The organism is Gemmatimonadota bacterium (assembly GCA_040388625.1).
Lineage (GTDB): Bacteria > Gemmatimonadota > Gemmatimonadetes > Gemmatimonadales > Gemmatimonadaceae > Fen-1247.
The window spans coordinates 220,255-240,561 of the sequence record JAZKBK010000001.1; the positions used below are offsets into that span (position 1 = coordinate 220,255).

The following is a 20,307-nucleotide window of genomic DNA, read 5'->3' on the forward strand; positions in this document are numbered from 1 at the left end:
ACATGGATCGATGGGGCATCGACGCCGGACAGGCCGTGCGCGCCATATCTCGCTAGCCGTTTCCGCCATCAGTGCGGCTTGTGCGCCAGGGCCGGCCGCCGATGTGTAGTTGCCCCGACGTGGCTGGCGCTTCCAGATCCAGCAGGAAGCGTTTCCGCTCGAGTCCGCCGGCGTAGCCAACCAGCCGCCCGTCAGCGCCGACTACCCGGTGACACGGGACGATTATACTGAGCGGATTGCGAGCATTCGCTCCTCCCACTTCACGTGCAAGCGCCACGTTTCCCAACTGCTTCGCAAGCTGACCGTACGAACGTGTCTCACCATACGGTATTTCGCGCAGCAGATTCCACACGCGCAACTGAAATGCGCTGCCGCGCGGAGCCAGTGAAAGATCGAACTCGATTCGATCGCCAGCGAAGTACTCGCCGAGTTGCTGGCCAACTGCCTCGAAACCGGTCCGTACGTATGGTCCGAACGTAGCAGCGTCGGGCAGGCGCGAATGATCCGGGAAGTACACTCCGGACAGCACGCCGTGGTGAGCGACGAGAGTCAATTCGCCAAGTGGTGAATCGATGACTGTGTGACTGATGGGCATGTCTGTCTCCATGTTCATCTACAAGCTAGCTCGGTGTCCGAATGACGCTCGCCATTTTCGGACACGCAAGTGCTACGGCATCCCCGGCCAGCCTTCCCATGACCATCACGCGTATTCGCGCTCAATGCCATGTCCGAAAGTGGCGAGATGCCTGGCGCAACTCTCCATAGTGGCGAACGAGGTCGTTCAGGCTGAATGCGCGATTCAGACCGCTTGGGTTTGGCAGTATCCACACCTTCGAGCCGCCAAGGGTGAGTGATTGGAGCCCCCACTCGACTTTGTGGAGCCCGGACATGGACGAGTATGCGGCCTTTCCGAGGAAGGCGACATATTCCGGCGCGAAGTGCTCGATCTTCTTCTCGAGGCCTGCGGACGCGGCGAGAAATTCGTGCTTCGAGAGTTCGCTTGCACGCGCGGTTGGACGCTCGACCGCCGTAGTCAGGCCACAGCCGTACTGCAGAATTGTGCGATCATCATCCGGCGCTATTTGCTCGGGCGTAAAACCGGCAAGATGAATCGTGCGCCAGAAGCGATTTCCGCCACCGGTAAAATGGTGTCCCGCCATGGCCGCGCGCATTCCGGGATTGATGCCGCAAAAGATCACCGACAGGCCGGTATCCAGGATGTCCGGAAGTGTTGCGGGCGGATGGGATGGTTTCTCAGGCTGCGCGAGTTGCTTCACGCACGCGACTCCAGAAGCTTCGCAACCATTCCCAGCGACATGCTCCAGCCGGTTTCGTTGTCCTGCGGCGAAACGCCGCGCGGCACGCCGTCGTGCACGGCAGCGATGTCTGTGCCGCCATGCGCGTCGCGGAGCGTGTATGAGACCGTCATCTCCGCCTGAATCGTTGCGTCGATGTGGCGGCTGATGCGTGTCGTGCTCATGCCGGAAAGCTAGCGCGCACGCAGGCGATGAATCATCCCGTGGGTGCAGGGCACTCTCACCGGCGCCACTGGCGCCGGAACTCGACGCCGTGGAGGGCGGGCGCGAGCGATTCGTCGTACATTTTCATGGTTCGCCAATCCGGAATTCGCCTCACCCACATCTGGACGACGGAGGTTGTCATGACAGGGCTCTTCGCACTGTGGCTGCCGATCCTTCTTTCCGCGGTGATCGTGTTCATCGCAAGCGCGCTCATCCACACGGTGCTGCCCTGGCACAAGGGCGACTACCGATCAGTGGCGAACGAGCAACAGGTCAGCGCCGCGCTTCGTCCGTTCGCGATACCTCCGGGCGATTACATGCTGCCGCGTCCCGCGAGCAGCGCGGATCTCAAGTCGCCGGAATTTCTGGAGCGGGTAAGGCAGGGACCCAACATCGTCATGACGGTGCTTCCAAACGCTCAGTGGTCGATGGGGCGCAACCTCGGCCTCTGGTTCCTCTACTGTCTGATCGTAAGCATTCTCGCGGCATGGCTTACCGGACTCGCAGCACCGCCAGGCTCGGATTATCACGCAGTGTTTCACTTCATCGCGGTAACCGCGTTCATCGGTTACGCCGTCGCGTTGTGGCAGATGTCGATCTGGTGGCGACGCTCGTGGATGACGACCTTCAAGGCCACGGTCGACGGTATCATCTACGCACTTTTGACCGCGGGTGTGTTCGCGTGGCTCTGGCCGAGGTAGGGGTGGGATAGCAGCGGGATCGCATCCCGATAGCGGCATCCGCTCGCGGGCTGCCGGTGGAACAAAAGGGGGGCTTCCGTAAAATTAGGTAGGTAGCTATCTATCTAACCGCATGCCCTCATCCAACGACCCTCCGGCGATTCCGAGAGACAGCCTCGAAGTTTCCTTCATCGCCACCCTGTGTCCACTCCGGGAGAAGCTGCGCCGCTGCTACGACCATGAACTGACCGCGTTCGGGCTCTCTCGCGCGTTAGCAGCGCCACTCGTGCGAATCTGGGAGAACGATGGTCTGCGCCAGAATGCGCTGGCCGAGCAGATGGATATCGAAGGACCAAGCCTCGTCCGTCTGTTGGACCAGCTGTGTGCGAGTGGTCTCGTCGTTCGGCGCCCCGATCCGGACGATCAGCGTGCCAGGACTCTGCACCTCACTGCTGCAGGCGTGGAACTCGCCGGCCGCATCATGCCGGTGGTGGAACGATTGCGCCGGCAGCTTCTCGCGGGTGCCTCCGACGCCGATCTCGAGACCTGCCAGCGAGTGTTCACCAGCTTCCTCTCCGCGTGTGAGCGCGAGGGAGCGGATGTAACAAAGTGACGCGCTGTGTGAACAGCGGGTCGTCAAGCGGGTTCGTGCGCGCGTCTGGTACGCAACTCGCAGCGACCGGCCCGCGCGTCCGGCGCAGCTGTTTGATCGGTTACGCACATGACATTTGTTTTTTCACTGATGTCTTCAAGATCCAATAAATCACGTATGTCACATATTCGTACCACGCGCTTTCTGTCGTCGTCGGGCTTCATGGCCGCCGGCGCCTGCGTTGCCTCTCTTCTCGTCGCCTGCTCCAAGTCCGGACCGCCACCGACTCCACCTCCGTCGGAAGTGTCTGTGCTCACGGTGACGCCCCGCACGGTCGAGGACAATCTGGAATTCACCGGTCAGGTACGTGCGTACCGCAGCGTGCAGGTTCGCGCTCAGGCGAGCGGCGTGATCATGGCGCGTCCGTTCACCGAAGGCGCACGGGTGCACGTCGGCGAGGTGCTCTATCGCATCGATCCGACCACAGCCGATGCGGAGTGGCGCAGCGCCAAGGCACGTCTCGCGTCAGCGGAGGCGACGCTCGCGAATACCCAGACGATGGCGTCACGCCTTCGCGCTCTGCTCCCCGGAAATGCGGTTGCAAAGCAGGACGTCGACAACGCCGAAGCGCAGGTGAAATCCGCGAGCGCTGCGGTGGATGACGCACGCGGCGGTGTCGATGCAGCTCGGAAGAATCTGAGCGAGACGACGGTTCGCGCGCAGATCAACGGTCGTATCGAGCGCACGCTGCTCGATGTCGGTGCGCGCGTGACCGGGCCCGCGGATCTCCTCACCACCATCGATGTGCTGGATCCGATCTACGTCACGTTCAGGCCGTCGACGGATCAGCAGGCGCAGTGGCGCAGCGATCCGGCGTATGCGCGCGCGATGGCGCCGGGCGGATCGGCTCGCGTGCAGGTCACACTTCCGGACGGGAGTGCGTTCCCGACGGAAGGACGCGTCGGTTACATCGACCCTGTGGTCGATCCGCAAACCGGAACGCAGGAATACCGCGCCGAGTTCGCGAATTCGCATCGAATCATGCTTCCGGGTCAGTTCGTGCACGTTGCACTGCGCGGGCTGTCCCGCACGAATGCGATAGTGATTCCGCAGCGCGCAGTGCTGCAGCAGATGGGACGCCAGATAGTGTATGTGGTTGGAGCCGACAACAAGGTCGCGACGCGTGAAGTGAAGGCGACGACATGGACAGGGAACGACTGGCTGATCGAAACCGGACTCGCCGCAGGTGATCGCGTAGTGGTTGATGGCGTGCAGAAGATCGGCCCCGGCGCGCCGGTACATCCGACTCCCTACGTCGATTCCACGAAGACCGCGAAGGCCGACTCGACCGTGGCACCAGGCGCGGCAACCGGCGGAGCCGCAAGCGCGACGCCGGTCGCAACGAGGACGACGACAGCGAGCGCATGGGTCAAGGATTCAGCGCGATGAGTGCCGTCAAGCCTGATCCTGCGGGAAATCCGCAGGACGAGAAGACTCCGCAGTATTTCTTCGTACAACGGCCGGTTCTGGCCGGTGTGATCTCCATCGTCATCGCACTGCTCGGCGTTCTCGCAATGTTGTCGCTGCCGGTGAACCGTTATCCGCAGATCACGCCACCCAGCGTTCGCGTTACGGCGGTCTATCCCGGCGCGAGCGCGGAGGACGTCGCCAACTCTGTCGCCGCTCCGATCGAGCAACAGTTGTCGGGCCTCGACGGACTGCTGTATTACAAGTCGTCCAATGCGAGCGACGGTTCGATGAACCTCGCGCTCACGTTCGACATTTCGCGCGACCAGGATCTGGCCGCGGTCGACGTGCAGAATGCGATCAATCTCGCACTGCCGCAACTGCCGGCTTCCGTACGACAGCTCGGCGTCACGATCACCAAGGCGAATCCGGACATCCTGCTCGTCGCGGCGCTCAGCTCCAAGGACCCGCGTTACGACGCCTCTTATCTGAGCAATTACTCCAAGCTGTATCTCGAGGACGAGATCAAGCGCGTTCCCGGTGTCGGCTCGGCGATGACCTTCGGCGGGCTCGATTTCGCGATGCTCCTGAGCCTGAATCCCGAAAAGATGGCGCAGCTCGGCATCACGGTGGATGATGTATCTGCGGCGGTGCAGGCGCAGAATTCCACCAAGCCGGCAGGCCGCCTCGGTCGGGAGCCGGCGCCGTCGGGGACGGAGCTGACATTGCCGGTGACGACCGCTGGACGGCTTACGACTCCCGCGGAATTCGCGAACATCATAGTACGCGCTCGACCGGACGGATCGATCGTGCATCTCGGCGATATCGCCAACGTGCATCTCGGCTCGCAGGGTTACGACGCAGCAGGACGGCTCAACGGCACACAGACGGCCCTCATGGTGGTATATGCGCGTCCGGGCGCGAACAACCTGGACGTGAAGAACGCCGTAGCGGCCCGATTGAAGGAGTTGTCGAAGAACATGCCGGCGGGCGTCGAAGCGAAGATCCCGTTCGACACGACGCCGTTCATTACGGAATCGATCAAGGAAGTGGTCATTACGCTCGCGGAGGCGATGATACTCGTCACGCTCGTGGTGTTCATCTTTTTGCAGAGCTGGCGTGCCACGCTCATTCCTGTGCTTGCGGTGCCGGTGAGTATCATCGGAACGTTTCTCGGGTTGCAGTTTCTGGGATTCACGATCAACACGCTCACGTTGTTCGCGATGGTGCTGGCGATCGGAATCGTGGTCGACGACGCGATCGTCGTCATCGAGAACGTCGAGCGAATCATGGCCGCGGAGCACGTTTCGGCGCGTGTTGCGGCGAACAAGGCGATGCATCAGGTGAGCGGAGCGCTGGTGGCGATCGTCCTGGTGCTGTGTTCCGTGTTCATCCCGGTTGCGCTGGTGGGCGGCATCACTGGCACGATGTACAAGCAGTTCGCGATCACCATCGTGATCTCGGTCGTGCTCTCGGGCTTCGTCGCGCTCACACTGACGCCGGCACTATGCGGCGTGCTGCTCAGGAAGCCGCCTGAAGAAACCGACAACCGGTTCTACAACTGGTTCAATCACGGTTTCGGCAGGATGACGACGCGCTACGTCGGCGCGGCCGGGCGCATCATCGACCGCCCCAGTCTCTGGCTGGGTGTCTTCGTCGCGCTTGTGCTTGGACTGGTTGTGTTGTGGAAGGTTGTCCCCGGCAGCTTTCTGCCGAGTGAGGACAAGGGCTATTTCGCAATAGCTGTGCAACTTCCTGATGCTGCGTCACTGCAGCGCACCACTGCGACGGTCAAGCAGATCGAGGACATGCTTCACAAGGAGCCAGCCGTTCGAAACGTGGTGGTGCTGGTTGGACTCGATCTTCTATCGCAATCGACTCAGACGAACGCGGCGACGATATTCGTTAGTCTCAAGCCATGGGCCGAGCGCGGTGCGTCGGACGGGGTGGACGCCGTCCTGCAACGCGTGAACGGCCGGTTGTTCGGCATGAAGAACGCGATCGCGTTCGGATTCAATCTGCCGGAAATTCCGGGACTCGGCACGACCGCTGGACTGGAGCTGAACCTGCAGGAGCGCACCGGAACCGATTACAACACGTTCGCGAACAGCGTGCGGAGTTTCGTGGCGGATCTCCAGAAGGTGCCATCGCTGCAAAATCCCAACGTCAACATACGGACCGATGTGCCGCAGGTGTACGTCCACGTCGACGAGGCCGCGGCCGAGTCGCGCGGGGTGACCAGTGCGAGCATCTTCTCGACGCTGCAGACGATGTTGTCGAACCTGTACATCAACGATTTCAACCTCTACGGCCGGACGTATCGCGTTCAGGCTGAAGCACAGACGCAGTTCAGGCAGCGGCCCGAAGACATAGGACGATTCTACGTGCGCAGCGCGAGTGGCGAGATGGTCCCGCTGTCGGCGCTCACGACCACGGAGATGCGCGGTGCCCCAGCACTGCTCACGCGATTCAATGGGTTCCCGTCTGCGACGATAACGGCTGCCGTGGCACCCGGTCACAGCTCGGGCGAAGGACTTGACGCCGTCGAGAAGCTGATCGCGGACAAGTACGCGGCACAGGGAGTCGGCTACGCGTACAGCGGTGAATCATATCAGGAACGTGCGTCTTCGGGGCAGGCTGGACTGGTTCTCGCGCTGGCGCTTGTGCTGGTGTTCCTCGTTCTCGCCGCGCAGTACGAGAGCTGGTCGATTCCGTTCGCTGTCATTCTCGCGTTGCCGTTCGGCGTGTTCGGTGCGTACCTCGGGATATTCGCGCGCGGACTCTCAAGCGACATCTATTTCCAGGTCGCCCTGCTCGCAGTGCTCGGACTCGCGGCGAAGAACGCCATCCTCATCGTCGAGTTTGCGACGGAGCTCAGACGATCCGGCATGTCCATTCGCGACGCGGCGCTGGAGGCGGCACGCGAGCGATTCCGTCCAATTCTCATGACTTCGTTTGCATTCATCCTCGGCGTCGCTCCGCTCGTCGTCGCTGGCGGCGCCGGAGCGGCAAGCCGGCATTCGCTGGGTACCGGCGTATTCACCGGAATGCTCGTCGCAACGACGGTCGGTGTCTTCTTCATTCCGCTGTTCTTCGCTGTGATCGAGAAGCGGATCAACCGACGCGAGCTTGCGACCGGGCACGACGCGCCCCCCGCCGGTGGCGCAGCTGCGTCCGGCCATCCGGTACACAAGCAGTGATATCAATCAATCAAGTGCCGCGCAGAGTCAGAGCGTTCGCGGGCGCGGCGGTGGTGTGCCTGCTCGCCGCGTGCGCCGTCGGCCCGTCAACCGCAGTCACGGCCGTGACACCATCAGTCGCACAAACGAGCGATCAGGCGGTGACGCCAGCCGCTCGCACGTTCTTCGATTCTCTTGCATCGGCGAGAGCGGCAGATTCCATTTCGCCCGCTCCGCAATCGATGGTGAGTCAGGGTCAGCCGCCGCAGAAGCCGATCGGCGCCCCCACGACGCTGCAGCTCGACCCTGCGCACAACCTCACGTGGCTCGAGATCGTGCGCGACAGCACACTCGCGTCGCTCATCCAGACCGCGGTGGACAACAACCGCGACCTGCGCGTCGCTCAGGCTCGCATTCGCGAGTACCGCGCGCTGCATGGTGCAGCGGTTGGACCATTCTTTCCGCAGATAACGGCGAACGGAGGAGCGAGTCGAAACAAGATCGCGCTCGCTGGCGGCTCGCCGATCAAGTACGACGCGATCAGCGCGACCGCGAACGTTGCATGGGAGCTGGACTTCTGGGGGCGGATCCGTCGCGGCGCTCAGGCAGCGAACTTCGATCTGCTCAGCTACGAGGAAGACGCGCGCGCGACGGAGCTCACGCTCGTGAGTGATGTCGCGACGGAGTACCTGCAGCTGCGCGAGCTGGACGAGAGCATGCGCATCGCCGAGGCGACGAGGGCAGTGGGGCAGGCTGTACTTGAGCTTGCACGTCGCAGATTCGCGCAGGGCCAGATCTCCGAACTGGATGTGCGCCAGTTCGAAGCGCAGGTCGCCGATCCGGCAGCGCGCCTCGCACAATTCGCATTGCAGAGGCGCCAGCAGGAGAATGCTCTGTCCCTGCTGCTCGGCCAGCCACCGGGCTCGATTCCGCGCGGCGGTCCGCTGCAGGATGTGATCCAGGCAGTTGCAGTTCCCGATTCGCTCCCGGGCGCATTGATTGCGCGGCGCCCGGACGTGATGCGGGCGCAGCGAGACATGCAGGCGTCGCTCGCACGAATCGGTGTCGCGGAAGCGAACAGACTTCCCACGATCACGGTCGGCGGTGACTACGGCTCGCAACGGCCGGAGGTGAACAAGCTGTTCACGCGCCCGGGTGAGATTTACACGCTGCAAGCCGGTCTGTCGTTCCCGCTGTTCACCGGTGGTCGCCTGCTCAACGAGGAACGTGCGGCGCGTGCACGAGCGGATGAGCGCAAGGCGCAGTATCAGCAGACCGTGCTCACGGCGTTGCGTGAAGCCAGCGACGCGCTTGCCGGGGTCCGGCTGGGCCGCGATCAACTTGTGGCGCAGCAGACGCAGGCGCGTGCGTTGACGATCGCAGCGTCGATCGCGGAACGTCGATATGCGAGCGGCGTGTCGAGCTATCTCGAAGTGCTGAACGCGGAGCAGAGCCTGTTCAACGCGCAGCTGAATCTGGTCGCGGTGGAGCAGCAGTATCTCACGGCAACGGTGCAGTTGTACAAGGCGTTGGGCGGCAGCTGGGACGGGGCGGGAATCCGTTGAGACGCGGATGCATCCGCGCCTCGTGTCCTACGGGGCGGTCACACCCTTCACCGGTACATTCGTCGTAAGCTCCGGCTGCGGATCTTCGCGTAGCTCGGCGAGGTACTCGTGCACGAACTTGACCGCCATCGAGCCCTCGCCGACCGCTGCTGCCACGCGCTTTGCGGAGCCGAGTCGCACGTCGCCAGCCGCAAACACACCCGCCTGACTCGTCTCCAGCAGGAATGGCTGCCGCTTGCGCGTCCAGCCCGGCGTGTTGGCGAGCTGACGGCCGGTGCAGACGAATCCCTTGGGATCGGTGTCGATCTGCGCTGGTAGCCAATCGGTACGCGGAATGGCCCCGATGAGCGTAAAGACCGCCGGCGTGTCGATCGTGCGTCGCTCGCCTGTTGTGGTGTTTTCGACGACAATGCTCTCGAGACGCGTGTCGCCATGAAGCTTGCGAACCTGAGTGGTGTAGAGCACGTCGATGTTTGGCGCGACCTCGATGCGATCGATGAGATAGCTCGACATGGTCTGTCGCATGCTGTCGCGGCGCACGAGCATCGTCACTTTCCGCGTGTGCTGTGCGAGGTACACTGCTGCCTGACCGGCCGAGTTGCCAGCACCGACGATCACGACGTCGGCGCCGCCGCACGCATCCAGCTCCGTCTTCGTCGCGACGTAGTAGATGCCGATCCCCTCGAACCGTTCGCGGTCGGGAACGTCGAGCTTGCGATAGTCCGCGCCCGTTGCGATCAGAACGCAGCGCGCCGACGCGGTTTCACCGTCGTCCATGCGCACCGTGAGGTGCGATCCTTCATCTTCGAGCGCCGTTACGGGCGCAGGCGTGGACAGGCGCGCACCGAATTTCTGCGCCTGCAGTGTCGCGGCCCTGGTGAGATCGGCGCCCGTAATGCCCATGGGAAAGCCGAGGTAATTCTCGATCGCGTTGGACGCGCCTGCCTGTCCGCCCGGGGAGTCGGCGTCGAGTAACAGCGTAGTGAGCCCTTCGGACGAACCGTACACCGCGGCCGCGAGTCCGGCGGGACCGGCGCCCACGATCACCAGATCATAGACTTCGCTTCCGATCGCGCGCTTGAGCCCCACAGCCTGTGCGAGGTCGCGCGTGGACGGATTGCGCAGCACGGGTTGGCCGGTGCACACCACGACGGGGAGCGCTTCATCGCCGACGCCGAAGTGGCGCAACAGCTCAGCCGCGCCGGAATCGGTATCGACGTCGAGCCATCTCATCGGTACCTGATTGCGCGAGAGAAACTCGCGAATGCGGTACGTGTCGCGCGAATTTCTCGACCCGATCACGCGGACTCCCTCGAATCCGGACTCGAGAAGCTGTTCTCTGCGCGCAATGAACGCCTGCAGAATGACGTCGCCCATTCCTGGATCTTCAGCAATCAGGCGGCGGATGTCGGCCGGTTCGACTTCGAGCACGTCGGTCTCACCCCGCGCCACGGCGCTCACGACCGTGATGCGTCGCGTGAGGATGTCGATGTCGCCGGTGAACTGACCCGGTTCATGCACCACGATCGTTCGTGGCTTGTCGCCCGAATGGTCGAGAATCTCGATCGCGCCGGACAGAACCACGAAGAAAGTCGCCGGGCTCACTCCGGCCTGAAACAGCGTATCGTTGTGATGGAAGTGACGCCGCTTCGCGTACTTGGACAGTGTTTCTATCTGCCGCTGGGTCAGGCTGGGGAATGCAACGTTTGAAGTCACGGGTTCCGGGTTTCGAACGACTGTTCGACAGGGTCAGAATGGGATGGAACTGATTGGCTCACGGGTGGCGGATACAGGTGCCCAAGACGATTGCACGGAAATTCATGCCGTAACAGTATGATACACGGCCGGTCGACGACGAGCTGTCACCGGCGCGTTGGGTCGGCCCGCACCCCCAATCAACGTTCCCATGAACATCGAGCAACAATTCGTGGACCTGCACGACCTCTGGTCACCCAGAGTGATCGGCCGCGTCAACGATCAGTATGTCAAGGTCGCGAAGCTCAAGGGCGAGTTCACGTGGCACAAACACGATGATGAGGATGAGATGTTCCTCGTCGTGAAGGGTCGGTTGAAGATCCAGTTCGAGGACGGTGACGTCGAGCTCGGAGCGGGTGATTTCCACATCGTCCCGAAAGGCGTCAGGCACAATCCAGTCGCGGACGAGGAGTGCTGGGTAATGCTGATCGAAACTGTGACGACCAAACACACGGGAGATGTGATATCTCCACTGACCAGAACTATCGAGCAGCAGCTGGGGCGGTAGCCTCGATCGCGGCAATCAGTGTGACTTGCCGCCGTCACGGTCACCGCTCTACGATGCGACCGTCAGCGGCGGCAATTCGGATTCGATCTTCGTGCGCTCCGGCTCGAGCCACGGCGGGAGCACCAGCGTCTCGCCCAGCGATTCGGCGCTCTCGTCGATCGTGAAGCCAGGCCCATCGGTCGCGACTTCGAACAGCACGCCGCCCGGCTCCAGAAAGTAGACCGAGTGGAACCAGAAGCGGTCGATGACTTCGGTCGGACGACGGTGTGCTGCTTCCACTCGCGCGCGCACTGCGAGCTGTGCAGCATCGTCGGCAACTCGCCATGCAACGTGATGGATTCCGCCGACGCCCCAGCGGCCGCGCGTGCCGCCCCGAATCTCACGAATGTCGAGATGCCTTCCCGATCCACCGTCACCGACTCCGTAACGGTGCCATCCATCCTCCACCCCCATGGCGCGAAAGCCGAGCACGTTGACGAGGAAATCTTCGGTCAGTGCGAGATCGCGCTCCCACAATCGAACTGACTGCAGCCCACGGATCTGATGCTCCGCTGGCACTGGACTACGATCCCACGCGGCGAATGTACGAGCGTCGTCGGTCGCGACGAGTGCGAGGGGTTGTCCGAAGGGATCGCGAATGGCAAGTGTGCGCTCCGAGTGACGCACCGATTCGGCTTCTATCGCGACGCCGAAGTCAGTGAGCCTGGCACGCCAGTATGGCACGCTCGCCGACGGTATCGCGAGTGAAACCTCCATCGCGAGCCCTATGCCATCCTGGACCGGTGGTGAGTCGGCCCACGGAAAGAAGGTGAGATCGGTACCGGGGTTGCCGTCGGCGTCCGCATAGAAGAGATGGTACGTGTCCGGCACATCCTGGTTCACTGTCTTTTTCACGAGCCGCATGCCGAGTACGTGCGTGTAGAAGTCCAGGTTCGCCTGAGCGTTGCCGGTGATGGCCGTGACGTGATGGATTCCGCTGATCTCGTTCATACGGGGAAGTTAACGCGCCCCTCCAGTCCCTGGCGGAGCCACTCGCGGGACGGCAATGGTTGTTCGTCCGTCGCTCTGCTCGAGCCGCGCGCCCTGGCCGCCGAGCAGGCGCTCCGCCAACAGTAGGCTCACACTCACCGATCGGGACGCACCGCAACATGACGTGATGCGTATCTCATCCGCGGTGGCGGAAGCGTCGATCGTGACTGTGCTGCCGGGTATGGCATATCGAATGTCGTCGGCCAGCGTAAGGCGGATTGCATCACGGAGCTGAGTGAACGCGCCGATCGTGCTGGGCAGGCCGGGCGCAACGTTCACCACGAGCGATACATCGGCGCGTGACGCCTGCGCCATGAGCTCCGGCTGAAGTGTTCGCAGGATCTCGCCAACTCGCACCACGTCACGCCGCGCGGCCGCGACCGCGCGATCCGCGCCTGCGATGTCACGAAGTGCGTGGAGCTCCTCGGCGATGTTGTCGAGCGCAGCGGCGGCATCGCGAAGCATCTCCTCCTGGTTGTCGTTGAGCTCGCCGAACTGCGCGGTAAGGAGAATGTGGATCGGTATGCGCGCGTCGTCGAGCGAGCGCTCGGCGGACGTGGCCGCTGTTGCAAGCGCGGACGTGTAGTCGGCGTCCGATGATATTGGTGTGCTCATGGTGACGTAGGGGTGGTAGGACGTTCGTTGAAAGCCGCGACGAGAACGTCGAGGTCCTGAGTGTTGTTGATGAGCTTGTCGATCACCGAGCCGCGGCGGATGTGATCCAGAAAGCTTCGCCGGGACTGGCCGACGATTGCCAGTGTTATGCTCTTCTCACGCGCGAACTGGCAGATGGCAGCGGCGACGTCGGTGCCCTCGAGCTTCACGATCTCCGCACCCATGCTCTGCGCAGCCTGAATGTTCTCGACCAGCCGTCGCTGAAGCGCTGAATCGATGCGGTCGCTTCGCTCGCTGGGAGTCTGCACGTACACGCAATACCAGTCGGAGTTGAGACGGCCGGCGATCCGGCTGGCCTTGCGGAGCAGCATCTGCGTGTACGGCGGGTTGCTCGACATCGCGACGAGAATGCGATCTGCTGTACGGCCGCCATGGCTGTTGTTCCGCGCAGATGGTACACCCCTGGCAGCGATTCCCTCGCGAATACGGTCCACGCTACTCGCCACTTCGCGCAGTGCAAGCTCGCGCAAGGTGGTGAGATTCTCCTCGGTAAAGAAATTTGTAAGTGCGGACTGAATCTTCTCGGGCGCGTAGATCTTGCCTTCCAGCAACCGCTGCCGGAGGTCCTCGGCGCTTATGTCCAGATTGACGACCTGATCCGCCTTGGCGAGCACCCAGTCCGGCACGGTTTCGCGCACCGTCACGCCGAGCGTCTGCTGGACAACGTCGTTCAGTGATTCGACGTGTTGTATGTTCACCGCGCTTATGACGCTTATGCCGGCGTCGAGTATGTCCTCGACGTCCTGCCACCGTTTGGTGTGTCTGCCGCCCGGCACGTTCGTGTGGGCGAGCTCATCGACCAACGCGACAGCGGGTGCGCGCGCGATCACCGCATCTGCGTCCATTTCTTCGAGTACGACGCCTCGATACTCGACGCGACGGCGCGGAATCACCTCGAGGTTGGCAAGCTGCGCTTCGGTCTCAGCGCGTCCGTGTGACTCGACGAACGCGGCTACGACGTCGATGCCGCGCGCGCGAAGCGCATTACCCTCCTGCAACATTCGGTAGGTCTTGCCGACACCGGCGAACGATCCGATGTACACCTTGAGCTTCCCGCGCTCGCGGCTCTCGAGCAGGCGCAGGAACTCAGTTGATCCGGGCGCGGCGTCGATGCCCGTCATTTCTCCGTTACTCGGGGCGCTCATCCTGATTCCTCACATCTTTACGAGAAGCGCCAGATTGAGGCGGGTCTCGGTCTTGCGCAGGTCGGGCGACCAGCCCTGTACCAGCGATCCGGGGGCGCCCACATTTCCGCCGGGCGGTGTGACTCCACCGAATCCGGCGAAATATGGCACGTTTGCAGCGCGGTGATCGAGCTCGAGTCGGAACGTGGTGAACTCGTCCGGCATGAAATCAAGAGTCGCTGATGCGTCCCATGCGCCGAACTTGTCACCGGGGTTCTCGGTGAAGTACGGAGTTCCTGAAAAAGCAGTTGCACCGTTGATCGGTGGCATCAGGACGAGATATCGTCCCGGGTTGTTCATTGCTCCGCCCCCCAGCGTAAGGCCGATGGTGTTGCTCGCAAACCAGGCTCTGTTGTAGAACATGAAGCCGAGAAAATTCTGCGGCGGCCCGCCTGCGCCGGATGAACTGCATCGCACGCCGCCACCGCTCTCGCATCCCGCGTCGACTGTCAATGAGAACGCCGCCCTGTCGAGCTGTCCCGTCGGATGATCGTAGTACTTGAGCTGCAGGCTGTTGTCGGTGTGGACACGCATGCGATGAGGGATGCCGAGCCAGTCGTGACCGTAATAGCTGTTGGAGTGAACCGAGACGGCGCCATTGGGGCGCCACAGCACCTGAAGACCGGCACCTGGCGTGTCGTTGAACATTCCGTATGACTGCCAGCCGTTGACGAGCCACGGCTCGATCTTGAGCTTGTCATTGACGAATATCTGTAGCCGCACACCGTTGAAGAACCATGGCGTGTTGGACGACACGTAGGACGGCTGGTACGCCCAGTTATCGTAGTTGTAGTAGCTGAACAGCCCCACGTACGACATGAAGATCCCGGCGTCCAGGTTGACGCCGCTCAGCTTGTTCCAGTGATATCCACCATACGCCTCCGACAGGTATCGATATGCGTTGGCAAGATCCCACTGGCCGCGTGAGGGGCTGGCGTCGTTGCGCGGGGTCATCGTTGAATACATTCCGAACTGCGTCATGAGTCGCCCGCGCGCGTGGCCACAGTGAAAATCCCCGCCCACGCCCAGCTGTTGCACCTGGAATTCTCCCGTCCGGCCGCTCTCCGAAGTACCGACCAGCGTGTGATCCTTCGGCTTGTTGAAGTCGCCGATGTAGCTGACGTCAGCACGGAATTCGCCAGTGAATGCCTTTGTATCTAGCACCGATACGTGCTGTCGACTGTTGCCATTCAGCCACGTGAAGTCGGCGAACGCAAACGGCGCAGGTGCGCTGTCGGTGCCGCAGATGGACGCCGCCGCGGCCGTCGAGCTGTCCTTCTTCGAGGATGAATCGCTCTGTTGCGCCGAAGCGCTCGGCGGTCCGGCGATGGCGATGATCAGCACGAACATGGTTGCTTTTGCGGGACGACGGTTCGAGTTGGTCATCTTGTGGCCCTGGTGGCAAGAGCGAGACCTGAATCGAGCGCAAGATTGAGCGAGAGGACATTCACACGGGGCTCGCCGAACAACCCAAACTGGCGTCCCTGGATGTGTCGGGCGACGATTTCGGCGACTGTCAAGGAATCGACGTTGCGCGCACGCGCGATGCGCGCGATCTGAATCATCGCGCTCGCGGGCGAGATGTCAGGATCCAGGCCTGAACCGGATGACGTCACCTGGTCGGCAGGGATTCCACCACGGTGCGCGCCGTCATTGGCAATAATCGAGTCTACGGCGTTGGCGATGAGCGTATCTGCGAGGTCGCGGTCTGTCGGCCCCCTGTTGGTGCCGCCGCTCGCGAGCGGATCGTAGCCGGCCCCCGCAGCGGATGGACGCGGATGAAAATATTTCGGGCCGGAGAAGCGCTGACCGATAAGCCTGCTTCCGACAATCCGGCCGTTTTCGATTATGAGTGAACCGTTGGCCTGGTCCGGAAACAGAAGCTGTGCAATGCCGGTCACGAGCATCGGGTATGCGAGCCCGGTGAGAATTATGAGAACGGCCGTCACCGATATGGCGGTCCAAATCTGGCGGCGTATCATGATACGGCTCCAGTAAAGGTGAGGACTACGTCGATGATCTTGATTCCGATGAAAGGCACGATGATGCCTCCTACTCCGTAGATCAGAATATTGCGCCGTAGTATCTGCGCGGCTGACGACGGACGATACTTCACTCCGCGCAACGCGAGAGGAATCAGCGCTACGATTACCAATGCATTGAATATCACCGCGCTCAGGATCGCGGACTGTGACGAGTGCAGACGCATCACGTTGAGCGCGCCGAGCACCGGGAATGCGGTCAGAAAGATTGCCGGGATGATGGCGAAGTATTTGGCGACGTCGTTCGCGATGGAGAAGGTCGTGAGCGAGCCACGCGTCATCAGCAATTGCTTACCGATCTCGACTATCTCGATCAGCTTGGTTGGGTTCGAGTCGAGATCGATCATGTTACCGGCCTCGCGTGCCGCCTGGGTACCGGTATTCATCGCGACACCGACATCCGCCTGCGCCAGAGCTGGCGCGTCGTTGGTCCCGTCACCCGTCATCGCGACGAGCCGTCCGCCGTTCTGCTCCCGCCTGATGAGCTCGAGCTTGTCCTCCGGCTTTGCCTCGGCGAGAAAGTCGTCCACACCGGCCTCGCGCGCGATAGCCGCCGCCGTGAGCGGGTTGTCACCGGTAATCATCACCGTTCGGATTCCCATCGCACGCAAGCGGTCGAAGCGCTCCCTCATCCCTCCCTTTACGATGTCCTTGAGATATATGGCGCCAAGCACGCGCGGCGCAGCACCGTTGCGCTCCGTCACGACGAGCGGTGTGCCGCCTTCACGTGCGATACGTTCGACGATGTCACCGATGTCGCGTGGCATCACCCCTCCCGCGTGCGTCACGTATCGCGCGACCGCATCCGATGCGCCCTTGCGCAGCTCGCCATCCAGCAGATCGACGCCGCTCATGCGCGTCGTGGCGGAGAAGGGAACGAAAGTCATGTGCTGCTCGGCGCCGACCTCGCGGCCGCGAAGCCCAAAGCGCTCCTTCGCAAGCACGACTATGCTGCGTCCCTCCGGAGTCTCGTCCGGAAGCGATGCCAGCTGTGCACGATCGGCCAGGTACTCGAGCGCGACACCCGATACCGGATAGAGCTCCACGGCCTGCCTGTTTCCCAGGGTGATGGTCCCCGTCTTGTCCAGAAGAAGAGTGTCGACGTCTCCAGCTGCTTCGACGGATCGTCCGCTCATCGCGATCACGTTGTGCTGGACCAGCCGATCCATTCCCGCAATGCCAATCGACGAGAGCAGGCCGCCAATGGTGGTAGGGATGAGACATACCAGGAGTGCAACGAGAACCGGAACACTTACGGATACGCCGCTGTAGCTCGCGAACGGCGCGAGTGTCACGACGGCCATCAGAAATACGATCGTCAGCCCGGAAAGCAGCATCGTGAGTGCGATCTCATTGGGCGTCTTCTGGCGCGATGCGCCCTCGACGAGCGCGATCATGCGGTCCATGAACGTCTCGCCCGGATTTGCCGTGATGCGGATCACCAGATAGTCGGAGAGCACTCGCGTGCCACCGGTTACGGCGGACCTGTCACCCCCGGATTCGCGGATGACCGGTGCCGACTCGCCAGTGATAGCCGACTCATCAACTGATGCCACTCCGTCAATCACTTCGCCGTCGCCCGGGATCACATCGCCCGGCAGACAGAGTACCGCGTCGCCCCTGCGTAGAGATTCGGCAGAAACGAGATCGAGATCGTCACGATTCGCTGGATCCCCGAGTCTTTTGGCCTGGGTTTCATGACGTGAGCGCCGCAACGAGTCAGCTTGCGCCTTGCCGCGTCCTTCGGCCATGGCTTCGGCGAAGTTTGCGAACAGTACGGTGAACCAGAGCCATACGGCCAGCTGCGCATTGAATCCCACATTCGCAGGATCGCGCGCAATGGCGATTGTGGCGAGTACGCTGCCGATGAATACGACGAACATCACCGGATTGCGTACCATGTGGCGCGGATGCAGTTTGCGAAATGCGTCGACAATGGCTGCGCGCGCGATGACAGGGTCGAGCAGTGTTCGCTTGGTCGCGGCCATTAGAAGAGTCTCCCGGCGTGCATCAGGAAGTGCTCGACGATCGGCCCGAGCGACAATACGGGGAAGAACGTGAGCGCGCCGACTATCAGGATCACGCCGATCAGCAGCATCACAAAGAGAGGTGTATCCACGGGAAAACTGCCCGCCGATTCGGCGGCAACCTTGCGCTCTGACAGAAAACCTGCGAGTGCCAGCACTGGCACGATCAGCACGAACCGCCCGAGCAGCATCACTATCCCAAGCGTCGTATTATAGAAATAGGTCGAGCCGGTCAGTCCTGCGAACGCACTCCCGTTGTTGGCGAACGTCGAGGTGAATGCGTACAGTATTTCACTCAGGCCGTGTGGCCCCATGTTGTTGCGTCCCGCGAGGCCGGCCGGAAGCACTGCTGCGATGCCGGTCATCCCGAGCACGACTATCGGCGCCGCGAGCACGTACAGCATGACCATGCGCACTTCGCGGCTCTGGATCTTCTTCCCGAGATATTCCGGTGTGCGGCCAACCATCAGACCGGCGATGAACACAGTCAGGATCACCATGCTGAGCATGCCGTAGAGACCGGCACCGACTCCGCCGAAGATCAACTCTCCGAGCTGCATGTTGACGATGGGCACCAGTCCGCCGATCGGTGTGAACGAGTCGTGCATCGCGTCGACGGCGCCGCACGACGCGTCGGTCGTAACCGTGGCGTACAGCGCCGACGCTGCGATGCCGAAGCGCACTTCCTTGCCTTCCATGTTGCCGCCGGACTGAGCCATCCGGCCGGATGCTGCGTGCACGTCGATGCCTTCCGCAGCATGTATCGGATTGCCAGCCGCTTCGAACTTGTAGGTAACTGCAGTCCCGCCGATGAACATGACGAACATGGCGGCCCAGAGCGCCCATCCATGCTTTTGGTGCCTCACCGCACGACCGAACCAGTAGGTCGCTCCCGCCGGCACGATGAAGATCGCGACCATCTGCAGGAAGTTCGTCCACGGCGTCGGGTTCTCGAATGGGTGCGCCGCGTTCGCGTTGAAGAAGCCGCCGCCGTTGGTGCCGAGTTGCTTGATTGCTTCCTGACTCGCGACCGGTCCCATTGCCAGCACTTGCTTTGCCCCCTCGATCGTTCCGACAGTCAGATAGGGCTTGAAATTCTGTAGTACGCCCTGCTGGACGAACAGGAGCGCCAGGACGATGGCGCCGGGAATGAAGATGTAGATCACGCCGCGGACCAGATCGGTCCAGAAGTTCCCGAGATGACCCGCGGACCGGCTGGCGATGCCGCGCACGAGAGCTGCCGCAACGCACATTCCCACCGCTGCCGACGCAAAATTGTGGAACGCGAGCTGCATCATCTGCGACAGGTAGGACATCGTCGTCTCACCGGCGTACGATTGCCAGTTCGTGTTGGTGGTGAACGATGCGGCAGTCTCGAATGCCTGCCGGTCCACGATGCCTGGCAAATGTTGCGGGTTCAGGGGGAGATGCCCCTGTGCCCGCAATGCGGCGTAAGTCACCACCATCGACACTGCGCTGAACAGCAGCATTGCAATGAGATAGTCCAGCCAGTGCTGGTTCTCACTCGGATCGATCCCGCACACACGGTAGATCACTCGCTCGGCGCGTCCGAGATAGTGCAGTGATCCGTCGTACACGCGCGTGATATAGATGCCCACCGGCTTCGTGACGAGGAACACCACGACGCAGAATGCGAGTATCTGAGCCCACCCGATCCAAGTCATCAGAACCTGTCCGGACGAAGCAGCGTATAGAACAGGTAGCAGACGAGCGCGATGCTTACGATCGCGGCTACCATCGAATCGGCGGTCACGGATCGCCCCGGTCCGCAACGGCGTCGCGTCCCAGCGCTCGGCAGCCGTAGCCGTATGCGATCATCAACGCGAAGAAGATCAACGTCGTCGCCACGTAGATTGCGTCACTCATGATGGTGTCTGCCAGCCTCTGCTCGGTTCTCGTTCGGTCCGAAACGGCTCGGACAACTTCACTCAGGACGTTATGCGAGATGCCGTGCATGGCGCACAATGACGCCGGACTGCGGTACAAAGATTGTACAAAGCCGGCGCGAGGCATGGCTCCTGCGTCCGCGGCCGGCCGTCCCGGTAGCGTTGGGGCGCCAATGC

18 protein-coding genes are annotated in these 20,307 nt (G+C 62.1%); 6 read left to right on the top strand and 12 right to left on the bottom strand.

Annotation, left to right across the window (positions count from 1 at the left end; translation table 11 throughout):
* Nucleotides 1-52: 52 nt before the first annotated feature.
* The 3 genes from V4529_00965 to V4529_00975 form a co-directional block, all read right to left on the bottom strand.
* Nucleotides 53-595 (bottom strand): methylated-DNA--[protein]-cysteine S-methyltransferase, encoded by a 543-nt coding sequence (locus tag V4529_00965; protein ID MES2356889.1) that lies wholly within the window; start codon nt 593-595, stop codon nt 53-55.
* Between the two features lie 121 nt (nt 596-716).
* Nucleotides 717-1,277, bottom strand: coding sequence for a G/U mismatch-specific DNA glycosylase (gene mug / locus V4529_00970; GenBank protein ID MES2356890.1), 561 nt, complete (start codon nt 1,275-1,277; stop codon nt 717-719).
* The gene (locus tag V4529_00975) at nt 1,274-1,480 is read right to left on the bottom strand and encodes an SRPBCC domain-containing protein (protein ID MES2356891.1); all 207 of its coding nucleotides are present in this window, start codon (nt 1,478-1,480) and stop codon (nt 1,274-1,276) included. Before V4529_00975 ends, mug begins: the two co-directional genes overlap by 4 nt.
* Nucleotides 1,481-1,660: 180 nt before the next feature.
* Here V4529_00975 and V4529_00980 point away from each other — a divergent pair, with 180 nt between their 5' ends.
* From V4529_00980 to V4529_01000, 5 genes are all read left to right on the top strand, one after another.
* Nucleotides 1,661-2,221, top strand: coding sequence for a hypothetical protein (locus V4529_00980; GenBank protein ID MES2356892.1), 561 nt, complete (start codon nt 1,661-1,663; stop codon nt 2,219-2,221).
* Between the two features lie 112 nt (nt 2,222-2,333).
* Nucleotides 2,334-2,813 (top strand): MarR family transcriptional regulator, encoded by a 480-nt coding sequence (locus tag V4529_00985; GenBank protein MES2356893.1) that lies wholly within the window; start codon nt 2,334-2,336, stop codon nt 2,811-2,813.
* Nucleotides 2,814-2,969: 156 nt separating this feature from the next.
* Nucleotides 2,970-4,241, top strand: a complete 1,272-nt coding sequence (locus V4529_00990) for an efflux RND transporter periplasmic adaptor subunit (protein ID MES2356894.1) — start codon at nt 2,970-2,972, stop codon at nt 4,239-4,241.
* Entirely contained in the window at nt 4,238-7,459 is a 3,222-nt protein-coding gene (locus V4529_00995) for a multidrug efflux RND transporter permease subunit (protein MES2356895.1), read from the top strand. The genes V4529_00990 and V4529_00995 overlap by 4 nt, the downstream gene beginning before the upstream one ends.
* A gap of 14 nt (nt 7,460-7,473) precedes the next feature.
* Nucleotides 7,474-9,003 (top strand): efflux transporter outer membrane subunit, encoded by a 1,530-nt coding sequence (locus V4529_01000; protein MES2356896.1) that lies wholly within the window; start codon nt 7,474-7,476, stop codon nt 9,001-9,003.
* Nucleotides 9,004-9,030: 27 nt separating this feature from the next.
* On the opposite strand, the gene V4529_01005 is transcribed toward V4529_01000, so the two are convergent.
* Nucleotides 9,031-10,719 carry an FAD-dependent oxidoreductase gene (locus tag V4529_01005; protein ID MES2356897.1) on the bottom strand — a complete coding sequence of 563 codons (1,689 nt, stop codon included), beginning with the start codon at nt 10,717-10,719 and terminating at the stop codon, nt 9,031-9,033.
* Nucleotides 10,720-10,909: 190 nt separating this feature from the next.
* On the opposite strand from V4529_01005, the gene V4529_01010 reads away from it, so the two are divergent.
* Nucleotides 10,910-11,266: a cupin domain-containing protein gene (locus V4529_01010; GenBank protein MES2356898.1), complete on the top strand. Its 357-nt coding sequence runs from the start codon at nt 10,910-10,912 to the stop codon at nt 11,264-11,266.
* Nucleotides 11,267-11,314: 48 nt separating this feature from the next.
* On the opposite strand, the gene V4529_01015 is transcribed toward V4529_01010, so the two are convergent.
* From V4529_01015 to kdpF, 8 genes are read right to left on the bottom strand one after another with little or no spacing between them, the layout of a single operon-like run.
* The gene (locus V4529_01015; GenBank protein MES2356899.1) at nt 11,315-12,256 is read right to left on the bottom strand and encodes a ring-cleaving dioxygenase; all 942 of its coding nucleotides are present in this window, start codon (nt 12,254-12,256) and stop codon (nt 11,315-11,317) included.
* Nucleotides 12,257-12,265: 9 nt separating this feature from the next.
* The gene (locus V4529_01020; GenBank protein MES2356900.1) at nt 12,266-12,910 is read right to left on the bottom strand and encodes a hypothetical protein; all 645 of its coding nucleotides are present in this window, start codon (nt 12,908-12,910) and stop codon (nt 12,266-12,268) included.
* Nucleotides 12,907-14,091 carry a universal stress protein gene (locus V4529_01025; GenBank protein MES2356901.1) on the bottom strand — a complete coding sequence of 395 codons (1,185 nt, stop codon included), beginning with the start codon at nt 14,089-14,091 and terminating at the stop codon, nt 12,907-12,909. The genes V4529_01020 and V4529_01025 overlap by 4 nt, the downstream gene beginning before the upstream one ends.
* A gap of 33 nt (nt 14,092-14,124) precedes the next feature.
* On the bottom strand, nt 14,125-15,540 hold the full coding sequence (locus tag V4529_01030; protein ID MES2356902.1) for an outer membrane beta-barrel protein: 1,416 nt from the start codon (nt 15,538-15,540) through the stop codon (nt 14,125-14,127).
* Entirely contained in the window at nt 15,537-16,136 is a 600-nt protein-coding gene (kdpC, locus tag V4529_01035; protein ID MES2356903.1) for a potassium-transporting ATPase subunit KdpC, read from the bottom strand. Before kdpC ends, V4529_01030 begins: the two co-directional genes overlap by 4 nt.
* Entirely contained in the window at nt 16,133-18,184 is a 2,052-nt protein-coding gene (kdpB, locus tag V4529_01040; protein ID MES2356904.1) for a potassium-transporting ATPase subunit KdpB, read from the bottom strand. The genes kdpC and kdpB overlap by 4 nt, the downstream gene beginning before the upstream one ends.
* The gene (gene kdpA, locus V4529_01045; protein ID MES2356905.1) at nt 18,184-19,908 is read right to left on the bottom strand and encodes a potassium-transporting ATPase subunit KdpA; all 1,725 of its coding nucleotides are present in this window, start codon (nt 19,906-19,908) and stop codon (nt 18,184-18,186) included. Before kdpA ends, kdpB begins: the two co-directional genes overlap by 1 nt.
* Nucleotides 19,908-19,997: a K(+)-transporting ATPase subunit F gene (kdpF, locus tag V4529_01050; protein MES2356906.1), complete on the bottom strand. Its 90-nt coding sequence runs from the start codon at nt 19,995-19,997 to the stop codon at nt 19,908-19,910. Before kdpF ends, kdpA begins: the two co-directional genes overlap by 1 nt.
* Nucleotides 19,998-20,307: the final 310 nt, after the last annotated feature.

What these genes read in the sequence shown, in the direction of transcription:
- V4529_00990 (MES2356894.1), top strand. Translation starts at nt 2,970, where the DNA reads ATGTCACATATTCGTACCACGCGCTTTCTGTCGTCGTCGGGCTTCATG.
- V4529_01020 (MES2356900.1), bottom strand. Translation starts at nt 12,910, where the DNA reads ATGAGCACACCAATATCATCGGACGCCGACTACACGTCCGCGCTTGCA.
- V4529_00995 (MES2356895.1), top strand. Translation starts at nt 4,238, where the DNA reads ATGAGTGCCGTCAAGCCTGATCCTGCGGGAAATCCGCAGGACGAGAAG.
- V4529_00975 (MES2356891.1), bottom strand. Translation starts at nt 1,480, where the DNA reads ATGAGCACGACACGCATCAGCCGCCACATCGACGCAACGATTCAGGCG.
- V4529_01015 (MES2356899.1), bottom strand. Translation starts at nt 12,256, where the DNA reads ATGAACGAGATCAGCGGAATCCATCACGTCACGGCCATCACCGGCAAC.
- V4529_01025 (MES2356901.1), bottom strand. Translation starts at nt 14,091, where the DNA reads ATGACGGGCATCGACGCCGCGCCCGGATCAACTGAGTTCCTGCGCCTG.
- V4529_01030 (MES2356902.1), bottom strand. Translation starts at nt 15,540, where the DNA reads ATGACCAACTCGAACCGTCGTCCCGCAAAAGCAACCATGTTCGTGCTG.
- kdpC (MES2356903.1), bottom strand. Translation starts at nt 16,136, where the DNA reads ATGATACGCCGCCAGATTTGGACCGCCATATCGGTGACGGCCGTTCTC.
- kdpA (MES2356905.1), bottom strand. Translation starts at nt 19,908, where the DNA reads ATGACTTGGATCGGGTGGGCTCAGATACTCGCATTCTGCGTCGTGGTG.
- V4529_00965 (MES2356889.1), bottom strand. Translation starts at nt 595, where the DNA reads ATGCCCATCAGTCACACAGTCATCGATTCACCACTTGGCGAATTGACT.
- V4529_00980 (MES2356892.1), top strand. Translation starts at nt 1,661, where the DNA reads ATGACAGGGCTCTTCGCACTGTGGCTGCCGATCCTTCTTTCCGCGGTG.
- V4529_01010 (MES2356898.1), top strand. Translation starts at nt 10,910, where the DNA reads ATGAACATCGAGCAACAATTCGTGGACCTGCACGACCTCTGGTCACCC.
- kdpB (MES2356904.1), bottom strand. Translation starts at nt 18,184, where the DNA reads ATGGCCGCGACCAAGCGAACACTGCTCGACCCTGTCATCGCGCGCGCA.
- V4529_00985 (MES2356893.1), top strand. Translation starts at nt 2,334, where the DNA reads ATGCCCTCATCCAACGACCCTCCGGCGATTCCGAGAGACAGCCTCGAA.